At 56.9% G+C, this 21825-nt stretch carries 14 protein-coding genes and 1 tRNA gene; 4 read left to right on the top strand and 11 right to left on the bottom strand.

Annotated elements, in window-relative coordinates; translation table 11 throughout:
* Positions 1-58: 58 nt before the first annotated feature.
* The 7 genes from WC359_06680 to WC359_06650 all read right to left on the bottom strand — a co-directional run bounded on the left by WC359_06680 (position 59) and on the right by WC359_06650 (position 9164).
* The gene (locus WC359_06680; GenBank protein ID MFA5400104.1) at positions 59-2080 is read right to left on the bottom strand and encodes an alkyl sulfatase dimerization domain-containing protein; all 2022 of its coding nucleotides are present in this window, start codon (positions 2078-2080) and stop codon (positions 59-61) included.
* A 63-nt stretch (positions 2081-2143) separates the two neighbouring features.
* Positions 2144-2220: transfer RNA gene (locus tag WC359_06675), tRNA-His, on the bottom strand.
* A 203-nt stretch (positions 2221-2423) separates the two neighbouring features.
* The gene (locus WC359_06670; protein MFA5400103.1) at positions 2424-5654 is read right to left on the bottom strand and encodes a sialidase family protein; all 3231 of its coding nucleotides are present in this window, start codon (positions 5652-5654) and stop codon (positions 2424-2426) included.
* A gap of 97 nt (positions 5655-5751) precedes the next feature.
* Complete coding sequence (locus tag WC359_06665; GenBank protein ID MFA5400102.1) at positions 5752-6789, bottom strand: CARDB domain-containing protein; 1038 nt, start codon at positions 6787-6789, stop codon at positions 5752-5754.
* A gap of 49 nt (positions 6790-6838) precedes the next feature.
* Positions 6839-7105, bottom strand: coding sequence for a DUF4405 domain-containing protein (locus WC359_06660; protein MFA5400101.1), 267 nt, complete (start codon positions 7103-7105; stop codon positions 6839-6841).
* A gap of 15 nt (positions 7106-7120) precedes the next feature.
* Entirely contained in the window at positions 7121-7777 is a 657-nt protein-coding gene (gene nth / locus WC359_06655) for an endonuclease III (GenBank protein ID MFA5400100.1), read from the bottom strand.
* Positions 7778-7853: 76 nt separating this feature from the next.
* Positions 7854-9164 (bottom strand): M20/M25/M40 family metallo-hydrolase, encoded by a 1311-nt coding sequence (locus tag WC359_06650; protein MFA5400099.1) that lies wholly within the window; start codon positions 9162-9164, stop codon positions 7854-7856.
* Positions 9165-9328: 164 nt separating this feature from the next.
* Here WC359_06650 and WC359_06645 point away from each other — a divergent pair, with 164 nt between their 5' ends.
* Positions 9329-10288: a ribose-phosphate pyrophosphokinase gene (locus WC359_06645; GenBank protein MFA5400098.1), complete on the top strand. Its 960-nt coding sequence runs from the start codon at positions 9329-9331 to the stop codon at positions 10286-10288.
* Between the two features lie 8 nt (positions 10289-10296).
* On the top strand, positions 10297-12915 hold the full coding sequence (gene secA, locus WC359_06640; GenBank protein MFA5400097.1) for a preprotein translocase subunit SecA: 2619 nt from the start codon (positions 10297-10299) through the stop codon (positions 12913-12915).
* A gap of 116 nt (positions 12916-13031) precedes the next feature.
* Here the strand turns inward: secA and WC359_06635 are convergent, their stop codons facing one another.
* A complete protein-coding gene (locus WC359_06635; GenBank protein ID MFA5400096.1) occupies positions 13032-14723 on the bottom strand; it encodes a long-chain fatty acid--CoA ligase in 1692 nt (563 codons plus the stop codon).
* Positions 14724-14815: 92 nt separating this feature from the next.
* On the opposite strand from WC359_06635, the gene polX reads away from it, so the two are divergent.
* On the top strand, positions 14816-16543 hold the full coding sequence (gene polX, locus WC359_06630) for a DNA polymerase/3'-5' exonuclease PolX (protein ID MFA5400095.1): 1728 nt from the start codon (positions 14816-14818) through the stop codon (positions 16541-16543).
* A 15-nt stretch (positions 16544-16558) separates the two neighbouring features.
* Positions 16559-17257, top strand: coding sequence for a hypothetical protein (locus WC359_06625; GenBank protein ID MFA5400094.1), 699 nt, complete (start codon positions 16559-16561; stop codon positions 17255-17257).
* On the opposite strand, the gene WC359_06620 is transcribed toward WC359_06625, so the two are convergent.
* From WC359_06620 to coaBC, 3 genes are read right to left on the bottom strand one after another with little or no spacing between them, the layout of a single operon-like run.
* Complete coding sequence (locus tag WC359_06620; GenBank protein MFA5400093.1) at positions 17254-19911, bottom strand: valine--tRNA ligase; 2658 nt, start codon at positions 19909-19911, stop codon at positions 17254-17256. The genes WC359_06625 and WC359_06620 overlap by 4 nt on opposite strands.
* 17 nt (positions 19912-19928) lie before the next feature.
* Complete coding sequence (locus WC359_06615) at positions 19929-20564, bottom strand: TMEM175 family protein (GenBank protein ID MFA5400092.1); 636 nt, start codon at positions 20562-20564, stop codon at positions 19929-19931.
* Between the two features lie 55 nt (positions 20565-20619).
* On the bottom strand, positions 20620-21810 hold the full coding sequence (gene coaBC / locus WC359_06610; protein MFA5400091.1) for a bifunctional phosphopantothenoylcysteine decarboxylase/phosphopantothenate--cysteine ligase CoaBC: 1191 nt from the start codon (positions 21808-21810) through the stop codon (positions 20620-20622).
* Between the last annotated feature and the right edge of the window lie 15 nt (positions 21811-21825).

Raw genomic sequence — 21825 nt, 5'->3', positions numbered from 1 at the left:
TTCCTCCTTATAGCTGTTTGAATATACTATCGCGCCTCGTTATTAACAGGGTGCCTTTTTACGGGCTGATAATATTGAACATGGGATCGTAGCTATCCATCATTCCCATCAGATCGAGTATCTTTAAAGCATCTCCTTCAATAGTTACTTTTCCGGCTAAAATCTCCTTGGGAAACGTAGTCTCACCTGCCAGTACAGAGATCAATGTAGCACGTGACAGATTCAATGTGGCATCGGCCCTGTTCGATAGTCGGCCCGATGTGTAAGTCAACGCCGAGTTTTCAAGGTTAAGGACATATTTGTCGCCGGTATCAGTGAAATTCCAGTTGATTACAATCTTTTTACCTTCGGCTTTGGGACCGTTAAGGCGGCTGCCCATCAAGTCGAAATACTGGGGTAGAGTTATACCTCTCACCATGTCGGGGCTGACGCTGCCCGCACCTATACTTTTACTCATCCCGGTGCGCAGTTCGGAGGCGCCCACCAGATAACAGTTACGCCACACGGTGGATTCAGCCTGGTAAGCGAGTTGCTCCATCGCGTCAGCCTCCAGGTTACGCGCCTCCTGATTGTCGGGGTAAGCGAAGACAACCTGGTTCATTACCTGCGCTACCCAACGGTAATCACCGTTGGCATAATCAACTTTTGCCCTGTCGATAACGGCCTGGGGACCGCCCATGTATTCGACATATTTCTTGCTGGCCTCAACCGGCGGTAACGGATTGAGGTTTGCCGGGTTGCCGTCGTAGAAACCGAGATATTTCTGGTAGACGGCCCTTACATTGAAGCTCAGCGTCCCGTAGTAGTCGCGAACATCCCATCCTTTAGCCAGGCTTTCCGGCAGTTTGATCATTTCGGCTATTTCATTGGGCGTATAGCCATGGTTCAGCAGCCTGAGCGTCTGATCATGAGTATATTTATACAGGTCACGTTGCTGTTTGAGATAGCCGACTATTTTATCGTTGCCCCAGCACGGCCACTGCTGTGAGGCGAACATCACGTCGGTCTTATCACCATACAACTCGATCATCTCATTAATAGCCTTGGCCCACGCATTGGCATCGCGAACCTCCGCGCCTCGCGGGGTCAGCAAATTATGGTTACTCTGGCTTGCGATCTCGGCTGTATCAAGCGCCCGCAGCTGTGGGAAGTATATGGTCATCGCGGCCGGCGCCTCGGTGCCTGAGACTATCTGGAATTCCATTTCCACTCCGTCAAGGAACAGCTTTTCGCCTGTAGCTTTAATTTCCTTGTTGGGTCCGATCAGCGCCATTGTGCCAACGGGTAAGGCTTTGCCGCCTCCACTATCCACCTGCCCTCCGGCATTCCTGGGCAGATAGACACCGAACTGGTACTGCGCGCGGCGGCTCATGGCGTTGCCGGCCAGGATATTCTCACTTATGGCATAATCGAGGAAACCTTCAGGCGCTATAATCTGAACGCTGCCGGATTTTGCATCTTCGTCCGAAATAATGCCTTTGATTCCGGCGAAATGATCGATATGGCTGTGGGTATAGATAATGGCTGCCACCGGTTTTACTCCGCGCTCCCGGTAATACAGGTCAAGCATGGCTTTGGCAGTCTCAGCGCTCATCCCCACATCGATAATAATGATCTTGCTGTCACCTTCGACAATAGTCATATTGTTTATATCAAACCCTCTTACCTGGTAGATGCGGTCCGTCACCTTGTAAAGGCCGTTGTTCAAATTGAGTTGAGAATGTCGCCAGAGCAGGGGATTAACGGTCGCGGGTATCTCTGTTTGTTTTTCGAAATCGTAGTCGGGCATGGACCACGCTATGCCGCCGGCAGCGTTTTCAATGACGAGGTCCGGCACGGTGGCGATGAATCCGCGTTGTGCGTCTTCAAACTCTTCCCGATCGGCGAAATCAAACTGGTTTTTTACTTCCTCGTTGGCTTTGATAGTCCATTCCGACGCCCCAGCCTGTGTCCCTAAAGAGATCTCTGGAGTCGCAGCTTTGTCGGGGGCTTTCTCGCAGGCGGAAAATGCGGGCAGCATGATTCCGATTATGACGAAAACAGCCGCGATTACAGTTGCCGGACGTTTGATCAAACCCATGATTACCTTACCTCCTGCCCAAAATGATTGTGATGTGACGCCATGTTGTTAACGAAAAAAAGATGGGGTGAGTGGAGGGATTCGAACCCTCGATATCCAGGGCCACAACCTGGCGCCTTAGGCCTCTGGGCCACACTCACCACAACGGGAGAGATTATACCTAATGAAAGGGGTTTTTACCAATTTAATAAGATTAGCCCGTTGAACTCGTACTAATGAATTGTTACATCGTCATTGCGAGGAGCATGGCGACGAAGCAATCTTGTGCATGATTGCGGGTACACAGGATTGCCGCGCTTCGCTCGCAACGACGTAGAGGATAACGCCTGGCAATTAAGAATTATTAACGTCTGTTATTCCGATAAATAATGACCTGTATCGAAAGGCCAAAGAGAATGGTGAAAACGAGCGCGACCAGCAGGCCGTTAGTAGTATTATCCGGTGGTATGGCTGAAGTTGAAACCGTCGGCTCTGCGGCCGTGTTGAATGAGAACACGGGGCTGCTGTCGCCCGGCACCGGTTTGAGCGGTGTGACCTGCCAGAAATATGCCGTCGCGTACTCCAGCCGCCAGGGCAGTTTGAAGGCCGCTGCATCGACTGTCTGGTCGATCACGGGCTGGCCCAGGTCCGGGTCTCCGGCAAGCACGAATCGGTAGCCGGTTGTTCCCTGCGTTGGAGACCAGGAGAAGCTGAGCGGATAAGGCGGGACCTCGCAGGCGTTGTGGCAGGGTTGCAGCGACTCTATGCCTGTATAGGAAGGCGCGGAGACCGGATAGCCGGGTCGGACGCTGAAGCTGAAGGCGGGTGACCAGCGGCTGCGTATGACCTGGCCGGTGGCCGCCCTCCTCACCCTCACACGCCAGAAATAATCCTGCCCGGCGGCGGGCAGCACGCCCGGCCTGATATAGTACGCGGGGTAAAGCGAGTTCTCCGGCACGAAGAAGGGGTTCGTCACCGGTTCCGCCTCGCTAACCGCCAGGTCGAACCATTTGTCCTTGCCCACCTCCACCTGGTAAGCGTCGGCCAGCGACAGCTGCTCCCACCTGAGGTCGACCTGTGCGTTGCGGCCGGTCACGGGATCGCAATAAACCAGGCTGTTGCCTTTGGGTGAGATCAGCCAGGGCGAACGGTTGGCCAGCGTGTCCCTGAACGCCCATAGAAGGCCCGTACCCAAAGCGCAATCGTAATCGCGCGCATCGAACGCCCACAGAGCATCGTCTGCATACACCAGCGAGATCGGCTCCAGTCGGAAGACGACGCCTGCAGAAAGGCCGGTCGACAGGCTGTCCCAGAATATACCGTCCTTGGGTATGCCGCCGCGCGAGTAGGTCGTCCTCGATACCCCTGTTACATCGTTGGTCTGGCTGAAGGCGGCGTAATACATGCCCCGCACCGCTATCGCCTGTCCGTAATAGCTGTTATCGGGCGGCGCCATATCGTCCCAGCGGTTGCTGTTACCCACGGTCCAGCGGTACAGCCCTCCCGCATCGTCGGCCAGATAAATCAGGTGGTTATCCTGGAACTCCTCGTCGAAAGCCACATGACGGTTGCCGTTGCTGTATGCCGGCTCGGTTATCAGTTCCCAATCCTCACCGCTATTCAGCGAGTATGATACGGGACACAGCCTGCCCAGCGCCGCGCCGGCCACGACGCTGCCGTCCTGCACGACGATATTATGGGCGGACAGCAGGCCCGTATCCCGTATTTTGTCCCAGACCCATCCTATCGTTTCGTACCTGCCCCGCCTGATAAGCGCATCGGCCTGTATCACATAGAGCTCGTCGCTGCTCCCTGCCGCCATGTCCTGTAAATAAACTCCCGGCAGACAATCGCGCCAGGTCTGCCCGCTGTCCCGCGACTGAATGATGTGCGTACTGCCCTGATTGCCCAGGAATACAACCGATCCGTTCTCTTCGTCCGGCGCCGGCCTGAGCAGCGGCGCGCTGAAGTCCAGGCAGGCTATTCTTTGCCAGGCCTCTCCTATCACGGGGGTACGGCTGCGCCAGGTGCCGCCCAGCCCGTTATCGTTGACCGACGATATGTAAACGGTTTTGCCGTCTTCGGCTACGGCCAGCGCGCGGTAGCGGTTGATCTGCGTGTCGATCAGGCTCAACTGGTTCCAGGAGACGCCGTCGTCCCGGCTGAGCGAGAAGGCGGTCTCGTCCAGCGGGGACGAGGCCCAGGTCGCGCCGTTGATGTCGGCCCATTGAGCCGGGCTGCTGCGGTTGCCCGAGCCTGTCCCCGCGAAGGCTGCTGATCCATCATCAGTCCAGGCGACCTGCGCGTTGCCGAAGCCTGTATTGTAACCGCCGGTAGGCGGCTTGAGCGGCTTGATCCAGGTGCTGCAGTTTGCCAGTGGGTCGGCCGTGAACCAGACCTGCGCCTCCCCGGTGACACTGTTGGATTCAACACATCCCGACAGCAGCTTGCCGGATGTAGTCGATCCGCTGTAGGCGATGGAGCTGACGCGCGGCTTCCCTGCCGGAAGATTGAGACGGGTGATGATGGTATCGTTGACACGATAGACGTCGTCCAGCGGCCGCGACGTGCCGGCGGCGGCGCCGTTGGAATCGCAGGCGGCGAATATGACGCGTTTCTCGCCGGAGCAGCCGTTGAAATCATCCGGCAGGGCCAGACTACCGGTTATAATCCTGTCTTTGCCGCTGAACGAGGCGCCGGCCTGGTCCGGCGTGCACAACTCGACGGGATAGCCCGGCGCCGTGTTCCAGAAGCATGCGTTGGCGCCGGTATCGCGCATGCCCAGATTGATATAAGTACGCTGTGTGGTGCATGCGATTATAACCAGCGCCGCGTCCTCTTCGTAGGAGGGAGAGGGCTGTAAGGCGAGTATGTCCCCGCCCGCGAAGCCCTGCGCCTGCCAGCCCGCCAGGCCGGGGCAGCGCAGCACGTAAATCTCACCCTGTGCGAAGATGCCTGCCGGGGTGCGGCTGGCCACGATGATATCGTTAACCCGCGTCTCGCGATAGTCGTAAGAATGCGTTATTGCGATACAGCCTATCTGCTCATCGGGGCCGTACAGGAATGGGATGGCCCCGCAGTAGGTCCATATTGTGCCGCCATCCTCGCTGTAATAGACCTCCCTGCGGCGGTCGCCCGCTGCGTTCATGCAGACGGCAGCCACAAGGTCGGTATTATCGGGAGCAACTGCCAGTGCCGCCACCGGGAAAACCGGCGCGGGCGGACTGGATGTCCTGGCCAGCCACTGCGTGGGACGCTGGCTCCAGGATATGCCGCCGTCTCCGCTACGCCAGATGCCCGCATTGGCAACCAGGCCCGAGCTGGAGTTGGGTATATCCAGCATATAAATGATCATGCCGCCGCGCGAGACGGACAGAGCATTTATCTCGCTGAGGAATCGTATGTCGTTGCGCTGGGGGTAGCCGCCGGGTGTATCGATGGTTCCCCATTTGAGGACACAGGAGGACGGCGTGGCCGCTTGAATCAGGTGAGGATGAGAGAGCGGTGTTATCAGCGCTAAGGCTGCAGCGAGGATGATAACGCGGAGGCAGTGCCCCGGACTTACTTTCCCCGGATGAAGGACGGTTCTATCCACGCCTCACTTCCCTTCCTCCACAGCTCGCCGGACTCAACTCTGAAGATGAGCTCGAAATTGCGATCGGCCGGATCTCCCGGCTCGGCTTTATGATTCTCTATTTTATACATTCGCCGAAAATGCGCTCAAAACAGTTATTTGACATGTCGCTTTCAATGCAGGAGTCCTCGCTGTTAACGCACACCCGCATGGTTATCGGATCGCAGGCGGCGCCATAGCCGCCGATATAGTTGAAGCGAGGCGAGAAATGGTGCTGCTGAAAAGCCTCCGCACGCTCCTCACCGACCTTTAGCGGCGCCATATAATCCTGCGATATCTCCAGATCGTTTTTGTACAGCCGGGTTACGGTTGCACAGGAGGCCAGGTTGCCTGTGTTTTTCACGCGATAAGCAAGGATATTGCCGCTGGTCCATATCTCCGTGACCTGCAGGTCCGGCTTCTCCTTGATCACAGGTGTAACTACCACATTCAGTCTGCTGGAGCTAACGCCCCCGCGGTTTATGGCGTACAAAGTGTAGGCGGTATCCTCATCTGGAGTGACGGACACGCTACCCTCCGCGTCCACAGCCCCGGGCAGCGGTCGGATATCGATCCTGGACGCATTTGAGACCTTCCAGCCAAGCTGCACGGGCTGACCGGCGATCGTTCTGGACGGGATGGCGGAGAAAGATGCTATTTGCGGCAGCGGCAGCGAAACATCGCGCAGTATGGAGAAGCCGGCGCTGGCGCCGGGCCTGCCGTCGATATATAGATCAACCCGGTAATCGCCTCTCATAAAGCCTCCCGCAGGCGCCGGCAGTGTGAATCCAGCATAGCAGTCCGTGCCGCAGACGGTACGATCCTGCAATATAAGCGGCCCGGCCTCTTTGGGCACCTGTCCCCTGACATAGACCCAGTCTGCCGTAACGGAAGTATTTTCACTCACACCGGTGATCTTTACCGAGCAGCAGACCTGCGGGCTGTCCACGTAGAACTCGCTTTTTACGTCGAGCGGGCGGTAATCAGACGACAATCCCGTTGAAAGCGTGAACTCCGACAGCGAAGGAGAAGAAGCGGATATGCCCGCGCAGGACAAAATCAGCAGAATCGGGACCGCGATTGATATCAGGGCAAAGGATGATTTTATACGAAGCATCGCAAGATTATATCACATATTACATATTATAGTTGATATCTCAGCTACATTATCGGTTTGAGCGCCCAAAGTACCTCCTGGTCATATAGACGATCCAGGTCCAGTGTGTGATTATATGTGTGCTGAAGAAAACCAGCAACCCGACGGCCAGCCACTGGTGCACCTGTATCCAGGTGCGTCGATCGAAGAGGACGGTTGTGCCCGCCGCAGTGCCCTCGGGAAGTGCGAACCACAGGATGAACCCCGACACAACCAGCAGGAGCAGTATAACTCCTTCGATAGCGTCGAGTATGTAATGCATGGTGGCCTTGCGCATGTGTACCTCCGGGTATCAGGGCTTAAATTTATTATAGCTCGGACAACGACTGCCGATAATGCAGTTGCCGCAGAGCGGGCGCTGCGCTTTGCAGGTCCTGCGTCCGTGCTCGATCATCAATACGTGGCAGCGGTAGATGTCCGACGGACGCACCAGGCGCTCCATCTCGAAATGGGCGGCGTCGGCCGTGGTTTTAGGCGCCAGCAGGCCCAACCTTACGGCCACGCGCAAAACATGTGTATCGACGGGAAAGGCCGGCATGCCGAGCGAGAAGAGCAGGACGCAGCTGGCCGTCTTCATACCCACGCCGGGCAGGCGCGTCAGCCAGGCCCGGGCCGCCCCGAGAGCCATATCCTTGAGAAAGCGCAGATCATAGCCTGACGTCTCCTTCTCAAGGCGCTGAAGCACACCCTGTATATATCCGGATTTCACCTCCGCCAGGCCCCCCGTTTTAATGGTCACCGCAATGCGCGCAGCCGGCGCATGCGCGACTTTGTCCCATCCGCCGAAAGCGGCAGTCAGCGATTTAAAAGCGCGCCGCGAATTCACGTCAGAGGTATTCTGCGACAGGATGGTCAGTATCAGTTCGTCCACGGGCTCCAGCCGGCGCCCGGGTGCGCGGTCTCCGTAGGCTGAGATAAGAAGCTTCAGTATTTTTTCGATTTTGTCCATGTCAGTTTTAGTAGGGGCGGGTTTTTAAACCCGACCGTAAATTTTCCGGGCGTACCTTCAGGTGCGCCCCTACGATTTAATCTGAACCCGTGCACAGTCTCACGACTATGTCTCTGTACACTTCTGTCCCTTTTTCCATGCTCTCGACGCCGATCTTCTCGTCGGTTCCGTGAATCGACTTTAAGTGCTCGGCCGGTATGACCGCCGGGCAGAAGCCGTACGAGGTCACTCCCTTCTTCCTGAAGAAGCGCGAGTCGGTGGTGCCCAGCATCAGGTATGGCGCTGCTATGGCGCCGGGATAGTGCTCCAGCAGCGCCGCTTCGATCGTTGCGTAGTCCTGCGTTTCCATAGTCGATTCATTGCCCTCGCCCTTCATGATGAATTCGATCTGTATCTCATCGTCGGCAAGCTGTTTTTTTATAAGGGCTACCCAACTATCGATATCCTGGCCAGGCAGCAGCCTGGTGTCGACTTCGGCCTCGGCATACGAGGGAATGACATTGACCTTGTTGCCGCTGTGCAGCGAGTTCAGGCTGACCGTGTTCCTCAGCATGGCGTTGATCTGCGGAACGGCCAGCAGGTCGTTCTCCTCTACGAGCTTTAAAAGCGTCTCGTCGCTGCCGTCCTCCATATAAGGCTTGAGGAAATCCCAGGCCTGCGACATGCGCCGGAAATACTCCGCCACGATGGGCGTCACCCTGGGCCTGCTTTTGTGCTCGAGCAGCCGGTTGACCGCCTCGCTCAGTCGCTCCAGAGGATTGAGGCCGTGGGGCGTGGAGCCGTGGCCGGGCAAACCCCGCCTTTTCAGTCTCATCCAGCAGGGACCTTTCTCCCCGGGGGAGATCATGGCCAGCAGCCGGTCAGGCACAATACCCTCAACCACGTAGCTGCCCTCGTTGAGCACCAGGGACGCGCCGAATTCCCGGGCATGCTCCCTCAGTAAATATTCCACGCCGCAGTCAGCGCCGGACTCCTCGTCGGCTGTGGCCAGGAAGACAAGATCACGGTTAAGCTGAAGTTTATGATGTCTTATATCCAGGAAGGCCAGCAGCTGCATAATGCCCAGGGACTTGGTATCGAGGGCGCCGCGGCCGCAGATATACCCGTCTATGATTTCGCCGCCAAAGGGATCGAAGCTCCATTCGTTTTTATCCGCCGCGATTACATCGGTATGGTGCAGAAGTATAAGGGGAGCCCTCTGTCCCGAACCTTTCAGCTCCGCCCGTATGGAGACGCGGCGGGGACGCGGCTCAAAGAGCCTGTAAGGTATGTCCTCAGCGGAGAAGATAGCTGCCAGGAAATTGGCCGCGAGGTGTTCGTTTCCCGGTGGATTGGATGTGTCCAGCCTTAAATAGCGGCTGAGCAGTTCGGCTGCGTTTAAATTCATATTTATGCTTCTCCGCGGTCTTTTCTTCCAGAGATTATACCCTATATGAAGCCGTTTCCGGTTGCCGTGCGCTCTTTGCGGCACCGCTTATAGCCCCGCCTCTATTATCGGCGGCTGAGTAGTTGATGCTATAATAATCAGGCATTACGATTGGAGGTAATAAAATGAGGCAATTTGCAGGCCAGGACGAGATCAAGGTTTTCTGCGGCAACGCCCACCCGACGCTCGCCAGCTCGGTCTGCGATTACCTTGGCATTCCGCTGGGCAAGATCGAGGTCTTCGAGTTCAGCAACGAGAACACATTCGTGCGGATCCTGGAGAACGTGCGCGAACGCGATGTGTTCATTATCCAGCCGATATGCTCACCGGTCAACAAGAACCTTGTAGAGCTGCTGATCATGCTGGATGCCTTTAAGCGCGCCTCAGCCGACCGCATCACGGCCGTTGTACCTTACTACGGCTACTCGCGTACCGATAAGAAAGACCAGCCGCGTGTCCCCATCACCGCGCGTCTGGTGGCGGACCTGCTCTGCACGGCCGGCGCCAACCGAATTCTTACGGTCGATCTACATGCGGCGCAGATCCAGGGCTTTTTCAACATCCCCGTGGACGAACTGACCGCCCTTTTCCTGGTCAGCGATTACTGGAGGAGCAAGAAGCTCAAGGACGTCGTGGTGGTCGCCACCGATATCGGCATCAGCAAGCGGGCGCGCGACCTGGCGGAAAAGCTCAATGTTCCGCTGGCCATTATCGAGAAAAGGCGCATGGGCAACGACGATACCACCGAGACGCTGAACATTATAGGTGAAGTTGAAGGCAAGCGCGCCATCACGGTGGACGACGAGATCGATACGGCCGGGTCGCTGGTCAGCGCTGTGGATACATTGCTGAAGGCCGGCGCAAAAGAAGTTTACGCCTGCTGCACGCACCCGGTGTTCTCCGGGCCGGCCATTGAACGCATCTCCAAGTCCAAGGTCAAGGAGGTCGTGGTGGCCGACACGATCCCTTTAAATGGAAAGAAGAAGATAAGCAAAATCACCGTGCTGCCGATTGCGCCCCTGCTGGGCGAGGCCATACACCGCATACACACGGGAATGTCCGTCGGCGCCATGTTTGAAGATTAGGAAGGATTATGCCGAGCTGGTTAGGCAAACTGTTCGATTCCAACGAAAGAGAAATAAGCCGCTTCAAACCCCTGGTAAAGCAGATAAACGATCTGGAGCCGCAATTCCAGGGCCTTTCCGATGAAGAATTGAAGTATAAGACCGCGCAGTTCAGGCAGCGGCTGGCGGACGGCGAGACCCTGGATGGCCTGCTGCCCGAGGCTTTCGCTGCAGTGAGGGAGGCCTCTCGCCGCACCATCGGGTTGAGGCATTTCGATGTTCAGCTTATGGGCGGCATCGTGCTGCATGAGGGCAAGATCGCCGAGATGAAGACCGGCGAGGGCAAGACGCTGGTGGCTACGCTTCCGCTTTATCTTAATGCGCTGGAGGGCAAGGGCTGCCACCTGGTGACCGTCAACGATTACCTGGCCCGCCGCGACGCCTACTGGATGAGCCCTGTTTTCAGCGCCCTGGGAATCACCGTCGCCAGCATCTACCCTGTGCAGAGCGCCAGCGAACAGCTGCCGGCGCTGATTTACGACCCGGAATATGTTAACGAGAAGGACAGCCGCTGGCCGCATTTCCGTCCGGTGGCCCGCCGGGAAGCGTACGCGGCCGGTATAACCTACGGCACCAATAACGAGTTCGGCTTCGATTATCTGCGCGATAACATGGTGCTGGATATGTCTCAGAAAGTGCAGAGGCCGCTGAGCTATGCCATCGTGGACGAGGTGGACAACATACTCATCGACGAGGCGCGCACTCCGCTCATCATCAGCGGGCAAGCCGAGGAGGCTACACAGAAATACTATACCTTCGCAAGGCTGGTATCGCATCTGACTCCCGAAGACTATAAGATCGAGGAACGGGAGCGGCAGGTCTACCTGGCGGAATCGGGCATCAACCGCATGGAGGAGATGCTGCGCCGCGAGGGATTGCTTAAGGCGCCCAGCCTCTACGATCCTTCCAACTATCACCTCAGCACTTTCATGGACAACGCTCTCAAGGCGCAGGTGCTGTTCAGGCGCGATAAAGACTATATGCTCAAGAACGGCGAAGTAATCATCGTGGATGAGTTTACGGGCCGGTTGATGTTCGGCCGACGCTACTCGGAGGGCCTGCACCAGGCCATCGAGGCCAAGGAGAAGGTCAAGATACAGAAGGAGAGCATCACGCTGGCCACCATCACCTTCCAGAACTACTTCCGCCTTTACAGCAAGCTGGCCGGCATGACGGGCACCGCGGCCACCGAGGCCGAGGAGCTTTTCAAGATATATAAGCTCGATGTGGTGGTTATGCCCACCAACAGGCCTATGGTACGGGTGGACCATCAGGACTTGATCTACAAGGATGAAGACTCCAAGTTCAAGGCTATCGCCAACGAGATAGAGAAGCTTAGCAAAGAGGGTAAACCGGTTCTGGTCGGCACCGTCTCCATCGAAAAGTCCGAGCTTTTAGATGATCTGCTGATGCGTAGGGGTGTGAGGCACGAGATACTCAACGCCAAGTACCACGAGCGCGAGGCGGAGATCATCAAGCAGGCCGGCAGGGTGGGCGCCGTGACCGTGGCAACCAATATGGCGGGGCGCGGCGTGGACATCATACTGGGAGGCAAGCCGCCTCAGACGGAGGATTTCGAGGACGAGAAGGAGTTCCAGCGGAAATATAATGAGTGGAAGTTGGGACACGAAAAGGTGCTGGAACTCGGCGGGCTGCATGTCATCGGCACGGAGAGGCACGAGGCCCGGCGCATCGACAACCAGCTGCGCGGCCGCGCCGGACGCCAGGGCGACCCCGGGGCCTCGCAGTTCTTCGTCTCGCTCGAGGATGATATAGTCAAGCGATTCGGTGGGGACCGTGTTAAAAGCGTGATGGAATGGGCCGGCATGGACGAGAATACGTCGATCGAGCACCCCATGATCAGCAAGGCGATCGAGAACTCGCAGGTCAAGGTTGAAGCCTTCCACTTCGACATCCGCAAGCATCTGGTCGACTACGACAACGTGGTCAACAGGCACAGGGAAGTCATCTACGGTGAGCGCGACAAGATACTGTCGGGGGCCGATCTCAAGGCCAATATTCAGGAGCTGGTCGAGAAGCAGATCGAACAGATAGTAAATACTTATTGCCATGGCTACGATGCGCCGGATCTGGAGGGCATTTTGAGGGAGGTCACGGAGATGCTGCCTCTGCCCGAAAACGTGGCGGACATGCAGATGGATAAACTGGGCAAGAAGCAGATCACCGAGAGGTTGATCGACTATAGCCGCCAGGTATACGAGCTCAGGGAGAAAAGCCAGGGGCCGGAGCAGATGAGATTACTTGAGCGCCTGGTAATGCTCAGGGTGATCGACGACCACTGGAAGGAACATCTGACCGCCATGGACCACCTGCGCCAGAGCGTGGGCCTGCAGTCGGTCAGGCAGATCGACCCGCTGGTCGTATATAAGAAAGAGGGAGGGGCTTATTTCGATAGCCTGATGGCCGGCATACAGCACGATATCGTGCATACTATATTCAAGGTCAGCATCGAGAAAAAAGAGCTGCCGGCGCGCAGGCCCTCTGCTGTTCCCGGCCAGAAGGTCGGCCGCAATGACCCCTGCCCCTGCGGCTCAGGCAAGAAATACAAGCACTGCCACGGAAAGTAGGCCGCCCCTGTAGCTTCGCACCCCCTTCATTGCGCCATCCTCGGGCGGGTTTAAAAACCCGCCCTACATTAATCCACGTATAGGGGCGTACCTTCAGGTGCGCCCGCCAATTCTCCTCAATTGGCTTTCTGCTTCTTGGCCTCTTCTTCCTGCAGTATGCGTCGCATGATCTTGCCGACCATCGACTTGGGCAATTCGGTCCTGAACTCTACATGCTTCGGCACTTTGTAGGCGGTCAGGCGTTCTTTGCAGAAAGCCTGAATTTCCTGTGCGGTGCTTGTCTGGTCCGGCTTCAGAACGATCCAGGCTTTGACGGCCTCGCCCTGTACGTCGTCCCTGACTCCGGCTACGCTGACCTCCAGCACCGCCGGATGCTGAGTGATCACCTCTTCCACTTCGCCCGGGTATACCTGGTGGCCGCTGGGTTTGATCAGCTCCTTCTTGCGGGAGGTGATAAATAGATATCCGTCCTCGTCCAGGTGGCCGATATCTCCGGTAAACTGCCAATCGCCGCGGAACATCTCGGCGGTGGCCTCTGGGTGGTTCCAGTAACCCTGCATCAGGTGCGGGGCTTTCACGATGATCTCGCCGTCCTCGCCCGTCTTCAGCTCCTGTGTTCCCGTGTCGATATCGACGATCTTCATCTCCACATCCGGCGTGGGCATGCCCACCGAGCCCTCCTTCCATTTCCCCACGACCGGACCCATGACCAGTATGCCGGATTCGCTCAGGCCGTAGGCCTCTACGATCTTGCCCCCGGTCAGGGCCTCCCAGCTTTTCTTGGTCTCCACCAGCAGCGGCGCCGCGGCGGTGATGCACATCTTGAGATTGCTGAAATCCATCTTGCCCGACTTTACATCTGGATGGTTCATAAGGGCGATAAAGAGCGTGGCCACCCCCGGGAAGAAGGTCGGCCTGGTCTTTTTAAAGGTGGCCAGCAGGTCCTTGATGTCGCGCGGATTGGGTATCAAGACAATGGGTACCGGCGGATTCACGATGGTCGAGATGAGTATCCAGTTGCCCGCGCCATGGAAGATGGGCATCAATAAAACAGCCTTATCGACCCAGCCCTTCAGGATAGGCGAGCACCAGGCGCGGATCTGCATTGCGTTCATGACAATGCCCTGATGAGAGTGCATAACACCCTTGGGTGAGCCTGTTGTGCCTCCGCTGAAAAGTATCAGCGCGGTATCCCTGGGGCCTACCATAACAGGCGGGAGAGCTGTGCCGGCATATTTGCGCATGATGTCCTGCAGCCAGAGGTCCCCCGGCTGCAGCTCGATCCGGTGCCCCCCTTTCTTCTCCATCAGCAGGGTGAACATGGTTCGCATGAACGGGCTCAGGTATTCCTTGATGGAGGTGGCTATGATCGTTTTCACATTTGTTTTCGATTGGACTTTCTTAACCTGGCTATAGAACGGTGTCAGCACGATAACGGTCTCGGCGCCGCAGTCCTTGAGCGCATGAACCAACTCTTCCTCGGAGTACAGGGGATTGACCTGTGCCGTGATGCCGCCCGCCCTCCATACGGCAAACTGGCCGATGATTATCTGCGGGCAGTTAGGCATGATCAGCGCAACACGGTCGCCCTTCTTGACACCCGTGCCGATCAGCGCCTTCGCCAGTATATCCACATACTCCGCAAACTGCCGGTAGGATATGGTATTGCCTTTGAACCAGATCATCATATGATCCGGGTTCTGCCTGGCGTTCTCCTTGATGACTTCGAGCAGCGTGATATCGGGATAGGGTTGCAGGCTGTGGGCTACACCTTCATCGTAGTTGTTTAACCAGGGATAATCGGCCACTGCTTACCTCCTCGTCATGTTATTGCCGCCTGGGATTGAATCAGGCATCGATTATACCATGAATACGGGATACACGTGGTAAAATAATCGTTGTGAAAAACGCTGAAATAGCCACGGTTTTCGATAATATAGCCGACCTGCTGGAGCTCAAGGGCGAAAACAGGTTCAAAATACGTGCCTATGCGCGCGCCGCCGAGACCATCAGGCACCTGCCCGAGGAGATGGAATTGATGCATGAGGAGGGCAGGGATTTCCGGGACGTCGCGGGCATCGGCGACGCCATCGCGGCCAAGTCGGTGGAGCTTATCACCACAGGCCGGCTGAGGTTTTACGAGGAGCTGAAGGCCAGCCTGCCCGAGGGCTTCATCAACCTGATGGACATACCCGGCATCGGTCCCAGGACCGCGTACAAGCTGGCTACCGAACTGAGTGTGGGAACCGTTGACCAGCTTGAGGCGGCCATCAGGGACGGCAGGGTGGCCGGGCTGGAAAGGATGGGAGACAAGACGGCCGCCAATATACTGCGCGCCATCGAAGCATTCAGGCGCAAAGACAGGCGCATCCCCCTGGGAGAAGCCCTGCCTGTGGTCGAGGAGGTATTAGGCGCATTGCAAGCCGTGCCGGGCGTGCTCAACCTCACGCCTGCCGGCAGCCTGCGCAGGTTTACGGAGACCGTGGGCGACATCGATCTGATGGGCACCGCCGATGATTCCGAGGCAGTTATCAGGGCTTTTGTATCTTTACCGCAGGTGAGGGAGGTGCTGGCGCAGGGACCCACCAAGGCCAGCGTGATCCTGCCGGGCGGGCTGCAGGCCGACCTGCGTATGGTGGAGCATGCGGATTTTGGATCGCTGCTGCAGCATTTCACGGGTAGCAAGCAGCATAATGTCACGCTGCGCACCTGGGCGCAAAAGAAGGGATTCAGCCTCAGTGAGTACGGCATCACGGATATCAAGACCGGCAGAGTGGAGAGGTTTGCACGTGAAGACTCTTTCTACGCTTACCTCGGTTTGCAGTATATCCCTCCCGAGATCAGGGAGGATATGGGCGAAATCGACCTTGCGGAGAGAAAGGCTATTCCCGATCTGATCGAGCAAAAGGATTTAAAAGGTGATTTTCACACGCATACCATCGGCAGCGACGGCATAGATACCATCGAAGCTATGGCGGCTGCGGCCGGAGAGCTGGGTTACCAGTACATGGCCATCACCGATCACTCCAGCGGACGCAATATCGGCAGCGACAGGAAGCTGGACCGGGTCGCCAGGCAGACGGAGGAGATAAAAAGGCTGAACGCCTCAGGCAGCGGGCCGTATCTGCTCAACGGAGTCGAGGTGGACATAAAGGCGGACGGCAGCCTGGACCTTCCCGACGATATTCTGGCTGAGATGGATATCGTGATAGCCTCGGTGCATTCGTCCTTCATGCAGGCCAGGGACGTGATGACACGCCGTATAATAGGCGCGATCGAGCATCCTCACGTCGATATGATAGCCCACCCCACCTGCCGCAAGATAGGGGAGCGCGAGCCGGTGGATGTAGACCTGGAGGCCGTATACAGCGCCGCCGTAAAACACGGCAAAGCTCTGGAGATAAATGCCATCCCCGACCGGCTGGACCTCAAGGACATTCATGCCTATCGTGCGCGCGAGCTGGGGGTGACCCTGGCCATCGGCACCGACGCCCATGCCGTATACCATCTCGGTTTCATGAAGTTCGGCATCGGCGTGGCCCGCCGGGCATGGTGCCGGTCCAGCGATATTTTAAATACCAGACCTTTGAATGAGGTGCTGGCTTTCCTGCACAGGAGCCGTGCATGACAAAGGTAAAATGCGATGAAGAGAATGCATCAGGATAATGACCGGGCCCGGAGTGCGGCGGCCCTGGCGGGCGATGCGCGCGCCATACAACATCTCAAAGACCAGGTTAAAGCCGGCAGGAACTGGTATACCGTGCTGCTCGAGGCCATTGCCATGTGGCGCAGCACGGAGGAGGAATACAAGGGGGAGCATTACCTCTACCTGGTGGGAGGAGAGGCATTCGACTGGCTGCGCCTGGCCGAGCGGCTTTGTGACGAGATAAGCGGTTCGATACCCGAAGATGAGTTGAACGGTCTGCTCTTCTTCGACCGGCCCCCGGTTAAGATGAGCGAGCAGGAATTCAAGGCGGCGCTGGGGCCGGCCAAATATCGAGCCTATTTAAATTACCTTTACGGCGTTCTGATTGAGCAGGCTTTACTGCTGGCAACCATCTATGAGGTCAGGAAGGCCAGCATCGTACCTCTCGGCCCCGAAGAAGAGGCCGCCAGGGCATATAAAAGAATCTACAGGGCTGAGCTGAACGACCTGTTAAACAGCTTCCAGAAAGAGATGAGGTATTCGCACCGCAAATCTCTGACACTGACCGAGCTCAAGGAGTTCACCTACTGGCTCTTCCGCTACAGGGTAAAGACCAGCGAGAAATCGAGGGTGGCCAGCGACACCAAGAAAGCGCTGCTGCTGATGTATCGCAGGATGTCCAACCGCAAGCTTTAGCCGAGCTGCTGAAGCTCGGCCTTCATGCGCGCAAGTTTGTCCGTGTACTCCCTTAAACGCGCTCTCTCTTTCTCTATCACCGCTGCCGGAGCTTTGGAGGTGAACTGGGCGTCCTCCAGCCTCTGTGTGAGGCGCGCTATCTCGCGCTCCAGCACGGCCATCTCTTTAGAAAGCCGGGCTTTCTCCGCTTCTATGTCCACCATTCCTTCCAGCGGGATGACCACGTCGGCATTCCTTAAATTTAATACGACCGCCTTTTCATTGGTGGAAGGTCGTTTTTCCATGGGCTGGATATCTATCGTCGCTTTTGATAGTTTTCCTATGATATTGGACCTCAATCCTATTGATGTAGAAAAGGTCGCCATATATGCACGTGCTTTTACCGGTTTGTTGATGTCAACTTTATATTCAGCACGCGTATTTCGAATTGCACGTATAATCTCAATCTCATTCTCAATCTGATTCTCAGCTTCCATGTCCAGTAGTTCTTGGTTTGCTGAGGGGTAAGGCGCGATGATAAGTGCGGGCGAATCGAGTGTTTCGCCGGGCAGCCGTTCCTTCAAGTTCTGCCAGAGCTCCTCCGTGATAAATGGCATAAAGGGATGCAGCAGACGCAGAGACTTTTCCAGCACATATACCAGCACGGCTATGGGAGAATCTTTAGCGCCCAGGCGCTGCTTGGCTATCTCGATATACCAGTCGCAGAACTCGCCCCACAGAAAGTCATGTATCTCCTTCTCGGCCTCTCCGAACTGGAAATCATGCATCAACCGGTCCACCTCACCTATCAGCCGGTTCAACCTTGATACTATCCAGCGGTCCTCGATCTCCTTTCGGCCTTTAGTTCCCGCTTCGGCGAAGGCCTTATTGGTGACCGGCTCAGCCTCGAGCGCCTTCAACACGAAGCGGCCGGCGTTCCACAGCTTATTGGCGAAATTGCGCCCGGCCTCGAGGCGGTGCTGCCCCATGTTGAGGTCGTTGCCGGGAGCGGTGCCCGTGGTCAACGCGAAACGCAGGGCATCGCAGCCGTACTGGTCGATGGCGGTCAACGGATTCAGTACGTTGCCTTTCATCTTGCTCATCTTCTCGCCCTTCTCATCGCGTATCAGTCCGTGAAGATAAACCGTGCGGAAGGGCACATCCCCCGCGTCCTCGATGCCCATCATGATCATGCGCGCCACCCAGAAAAAGAGGATATCGTAGCCCGTCTCCATGACGGAGGTGGGATAGAAATACTTGAGGTCATCGGTCTGGTCCGGCCATCCCAACGTGGAATGCGGCCAGAGGCCGGAGCTGAACCAGGTATCCAGCACATCGGGGTCCTGCTCGATCTCACTGCTGCCGCATTTGCCGCATTTAGCGGGTGTATCCACGGCAACCGTCATCTCTCCGCATTTATGGCAGTACCAGACGGGTATGCGGTGTCCCCACCACAGCTGGCGGCTGATACACCAGTCCCGTATATTCTCCATCCAGTTGAGATAGATTTTAATGAAGCGATCCGGGATGATCTTGATGCGGCCGTCCCTGACAGCCTCGATGGCCGGAGCAGCCAGTGGGGCGATCTTTACAAACCACTGCTTGCTGACCTCGGGCTCGATCACCGTTGAGCAGCGGAAGCAGTGGGGAATGGCATGCGAGTAAGGCTCGATCTTCTCCATCAGTCCGGCCTTCTCGAAATCTTCCACTATTTTTTTTCGCGCCTCGAACCTGTCCAGGCCGGCATAAGGGCCGGCGTTATCGTTCATGCTGGCGTCCGGATTGAGTATATGGATGACGGGCAGGCCGTGCCGCTGTGAGATATCGAAGTCCACAGGATCGTGGGCAGGGGTAACTTTGACCATGCCCGTGCCGAACTCCCTGTCTATAGCATCGTCGGCTATGATGGGGATCTCGCGCTTGATGAAGGGCAGGATGACTTTTTTACCGACCAGCGAGGTGTAGCGCCCGTCCTCGGGATTGACGGCTACGGCGGAGTCGCCCAGATAGGTCTCGGGGCGGGTAGTGGCCACCGTAATATGGCCGCTGCCGTCAGCATAGGGATACTTCATATGCCACATGTTGCTGACGAGGTCCTTGTTCTGCACCTCGAGGTCCGAGAGGGCCGTCCTGCACCTCGGGCACCAGTTGATAATGCGCTCGCCGCGGTAGATCAGCCCTTTGTCGTACAGGCGCACGAAGGCGGTCTTGACCGCCTTGACAGGGCCGTCGTCGAGGGTGAAACGTTCGCGCGACCAGTCGCAGGATGCGCCCAGCCTCTCGTGTTGGTGCGTGATGGCGCTGCGCGATTTGTTGGCCCAGGCCCAGGTGCGCTCCACAAATTTTTCGCGCCCTATCTGATGGCGGTCCAGGCCCTCTTTAGCCAGTTCCTTCTCGACAACCACCTGCGTGGCGATGCCGGCATGGTCCACGCCGGGGAGCCAGAGCGAAGGGTCGCCCTTCATCCTGTGCCAGCGTGTCATGATATCTTCGAGGGCTGCCGTCAGGGCATGACCAACGTGCAGTTCGCCGGTGACGTTGGGTGGAGGCATGATGATGGTGAAGGGCTTTTTCTTCGGGTCGATCTTCGGCTTGAAATAGCCGCCGTCCAGCCAGAATTTGTAGCGGATCTGCTCCACGTCTTTAGGTTCGTAGGCTTTAGGTATATCAGGCATGTTTAACCCCGCGTTTATTAAATATCCTCGTCGGCTTTGGGCAGCTTTAGTACCCAGTCGACGACCCGGTGAGCGACACCTATCAGCAGCCACGAGTAGACTGCAAGGTTGGGATTGATGAAAGCCAGCCCGATCGAAAGGGCGAACCAGCCCGGCGCAATCAGGTTTGTTATTATACCGCGTCTGACCCATGCCGGGCCAAGCTTTGCATCAATCAGCTTGCGGCGGGTTGCGTATATCCATAGCCCGGTGGCCGTGAAGCCGGCGCATGCCATGTTCGCAGCATAGAGAACGACGCTGGCTGTCTCCTCGAAATCGCTCAAAACGCTGGTGGAGAAGGGGATCAGCACGATGAACATGAGAAAGAGAAGGTTGAGCCAGAGCAATCCGGTATCGTACTTGCGGATAACGCGGAACTGGCGCACGTGGACAATCCAGTAAAGCCCGATAACCACGAAGCTGATGAGGAAAGCCAGGTACTTTGGCCAAAGCTCCAGCAGCGCCTGCGGCACCTCTGCCCTGGAGGTGCCGTAAGGTAGTACGATATTCATTATAAGCAGGGTTATGGCGAATGCGAATATACCGTCGCTTAAGGAAAGCAGGCGGCCGAGGATTTTTTCGTGGTCCGGGGAAATCCTTTCATTCGATTCCATGGTCAGGTTATCTTAGCACGCGGTTTTCTTGAATCTTTGCAGGTACTGACGGCCTCTATTTCAAAACTCCGCGCAGTTTATCAAGTACCCTGTCCGCCACCTCATCCTTGGGCATGAGGGGCAATTCATCGACCTTGCCCTTACTGTCGATGATGGTCACACGGTTGGTCTCTGTGCCGAAGCCGCAGTCCTTCTCGGTGATATCATTGGCCACGATAAAATCCAGGCCCTTTCTTTTGATTTTATCTCCGGCGTTGGCGATCAAATCCCGGCTTTCGGCGGCGAAACCGACGCGCACGAAATTGCCCGTGGCCTGGGCCAGTATATCGGGGGTTTTCTCCAGTTCAACCGTCAGCTCGCTCAGGTCCTGCCGCTTGATCTTATGTGAGGAGGCTTTAACCGGGCGGAAATCGGCCACGGCGGCGGCCATAATGAGCGCGTCGGCCTTTTTCACCGAGTCCTGAACGGCCTTTAACATCTCTGCAGCCGTCCTGATAGCAATGACCTTGACCCCGGGAGGCGTGGCAAGTGCGGTGGGGGCGCTGACAAGGGTTACCTCCGCTCCGCGATTGCGCGCAGCTTCAGCGACTGCATAGCCCATCTTGCCCGATGAGTGGTTGGTCAGGCAGCGTACGGGGTCCACCGGCTCCTGCGTACCACCCGCAGTGACCACTATATGTCTGCCCGCCAGGTCGCCCTTCCTGCCGAGCACCTGCAGGGTAATGCCGTATATCTCGTCCAGCGAGGTGAGGCGTCCCAGACCCATCTTGCCCGAAGCCAGCCTCCCACGCGCCGGGCCGACGAAGGTGAAGCCGCGCTTCATCAGCCTGGCCACGTTTTCCCGTGTGATCGCGTTGGACCACATGTTGTCGTTCATGGCCGGTGCGATGACGACGTGCGCCTTGGTGGCCAGTACGGTACAGGAGAGCATATCGTCGGCCATGCCGCAGGCGATCTTGGCTATGATATTGGCGGTCGCCGGCGCTATCAGGACGACATCGGCCGCCTCTGCCAGAGCGACATGCTCCACACTGAACTCGGAGGCAAGGTCCCACATGGTGGTGAACACCGGCCGCCCTGTGATATTGCGGAATGTAAGGGGTGAGATAAATTGCTGCGCCGATTCCGTCATAATGACGTCGACGCGGAAGCCCTCAGCGGTGAAACGGCTGGCAAGCTCAGCCGCCTTATATGCGGCGATGCTGCCGGTTACGCCCAGTACAATGGTTTTTATTTTATTTGCCATGTTTCTTTCCCGGGC

Source organism: Dehalococcoidia bacterium (genome assembly GCA_041653995.1).
Classification (GTDB): Bacteria; Chloroflexota; Dehalococcoidia; order GIF9; family UBA5629; genus CAIMUM01.
Note: the sequence above shows the minus strand (reverse complement) of the source record. Positions and strands in the feature narration are given on the sequence as shown.

Excerpts from the sequence above, each read along its gene's own strand:
- WC359_06680 (MFA5400104.1), bottom strand. The coding sequence starts at position 2,080 with ATGGGTTTGATCAAACGTCCGGCAACTGTAATCGCGGCTGTTTTCGTC.
- WC359_06665 (MFA5400102.1), bottom strand. The coding sequence starts at position 6,789 with ATGCTTCGTATAAAATCATCCTTTGCCCTGATATCAATCGCGGTCCCG.
- WC359_06660 (MFA5400101.1), bottom strand. The coding sequence starts at position 7,105 with ATGCGCAAGGCCACCATGCATTACATACTCGACGCTATCGAAGGAGTT.
- nth (MFA5400100.1), bottom strand. The coding sequence starts at position 7,777 with ATGGACAAAATCGAAAAAATACTGAAGCTTCTTATCTCAGCCTACGGA.
- WC359_06650 (MFA5400099.1), bottom strand. The coding sequence starts at position 9,164 with ATGAATTTAAACGCAGCCGAACTGCTCAGCCGCTATTTAAGGCTGGAC.
- WC359_06645 (MFA5400098.1), top strand. The coding sequence starts at position 9,329 with ATGAGGCAATTTGCAGGCCAGGACGAGATCAAGGTTTTCTGCGGCAAC.
- secA (MFA5400097.1), top strand. The coding sequence starts at position 10,297 with ATGCCGAGCTGGTTAGGCAAACTGTTCGATTCCAACGAAAGAGAAATA.
- WC359_06625 (MFA5400094.1), top strand. The coding sequence starts at position 16,559 with ATGAAGAGAATGCATCAGGATAATGACCGGGCCCGGAGTGCGGCGGCC.
- WC359_06620 (MFA5400093.1), bottom strand. The coding sequence starts at position 19,911 with ATGCCTGATATACCTAAAGCCTACGAACCTAAAGACGTGGAGCAGATC.
- WC359_06615 (MFA5400092.1), bottom strand. The coding sequence starts at position 20,564 with ATGGAATCGAATGAAAGGATTTCCCCGGACCACGAAAAAATCCTCGGC.
- coaBC (MFA5400091.1), bottom strand. The coding sequence starts at position 21,810 with ATGGCAAATAAAATAAAAACCATTGTACTGGGCGTAACCGGCAGCATC.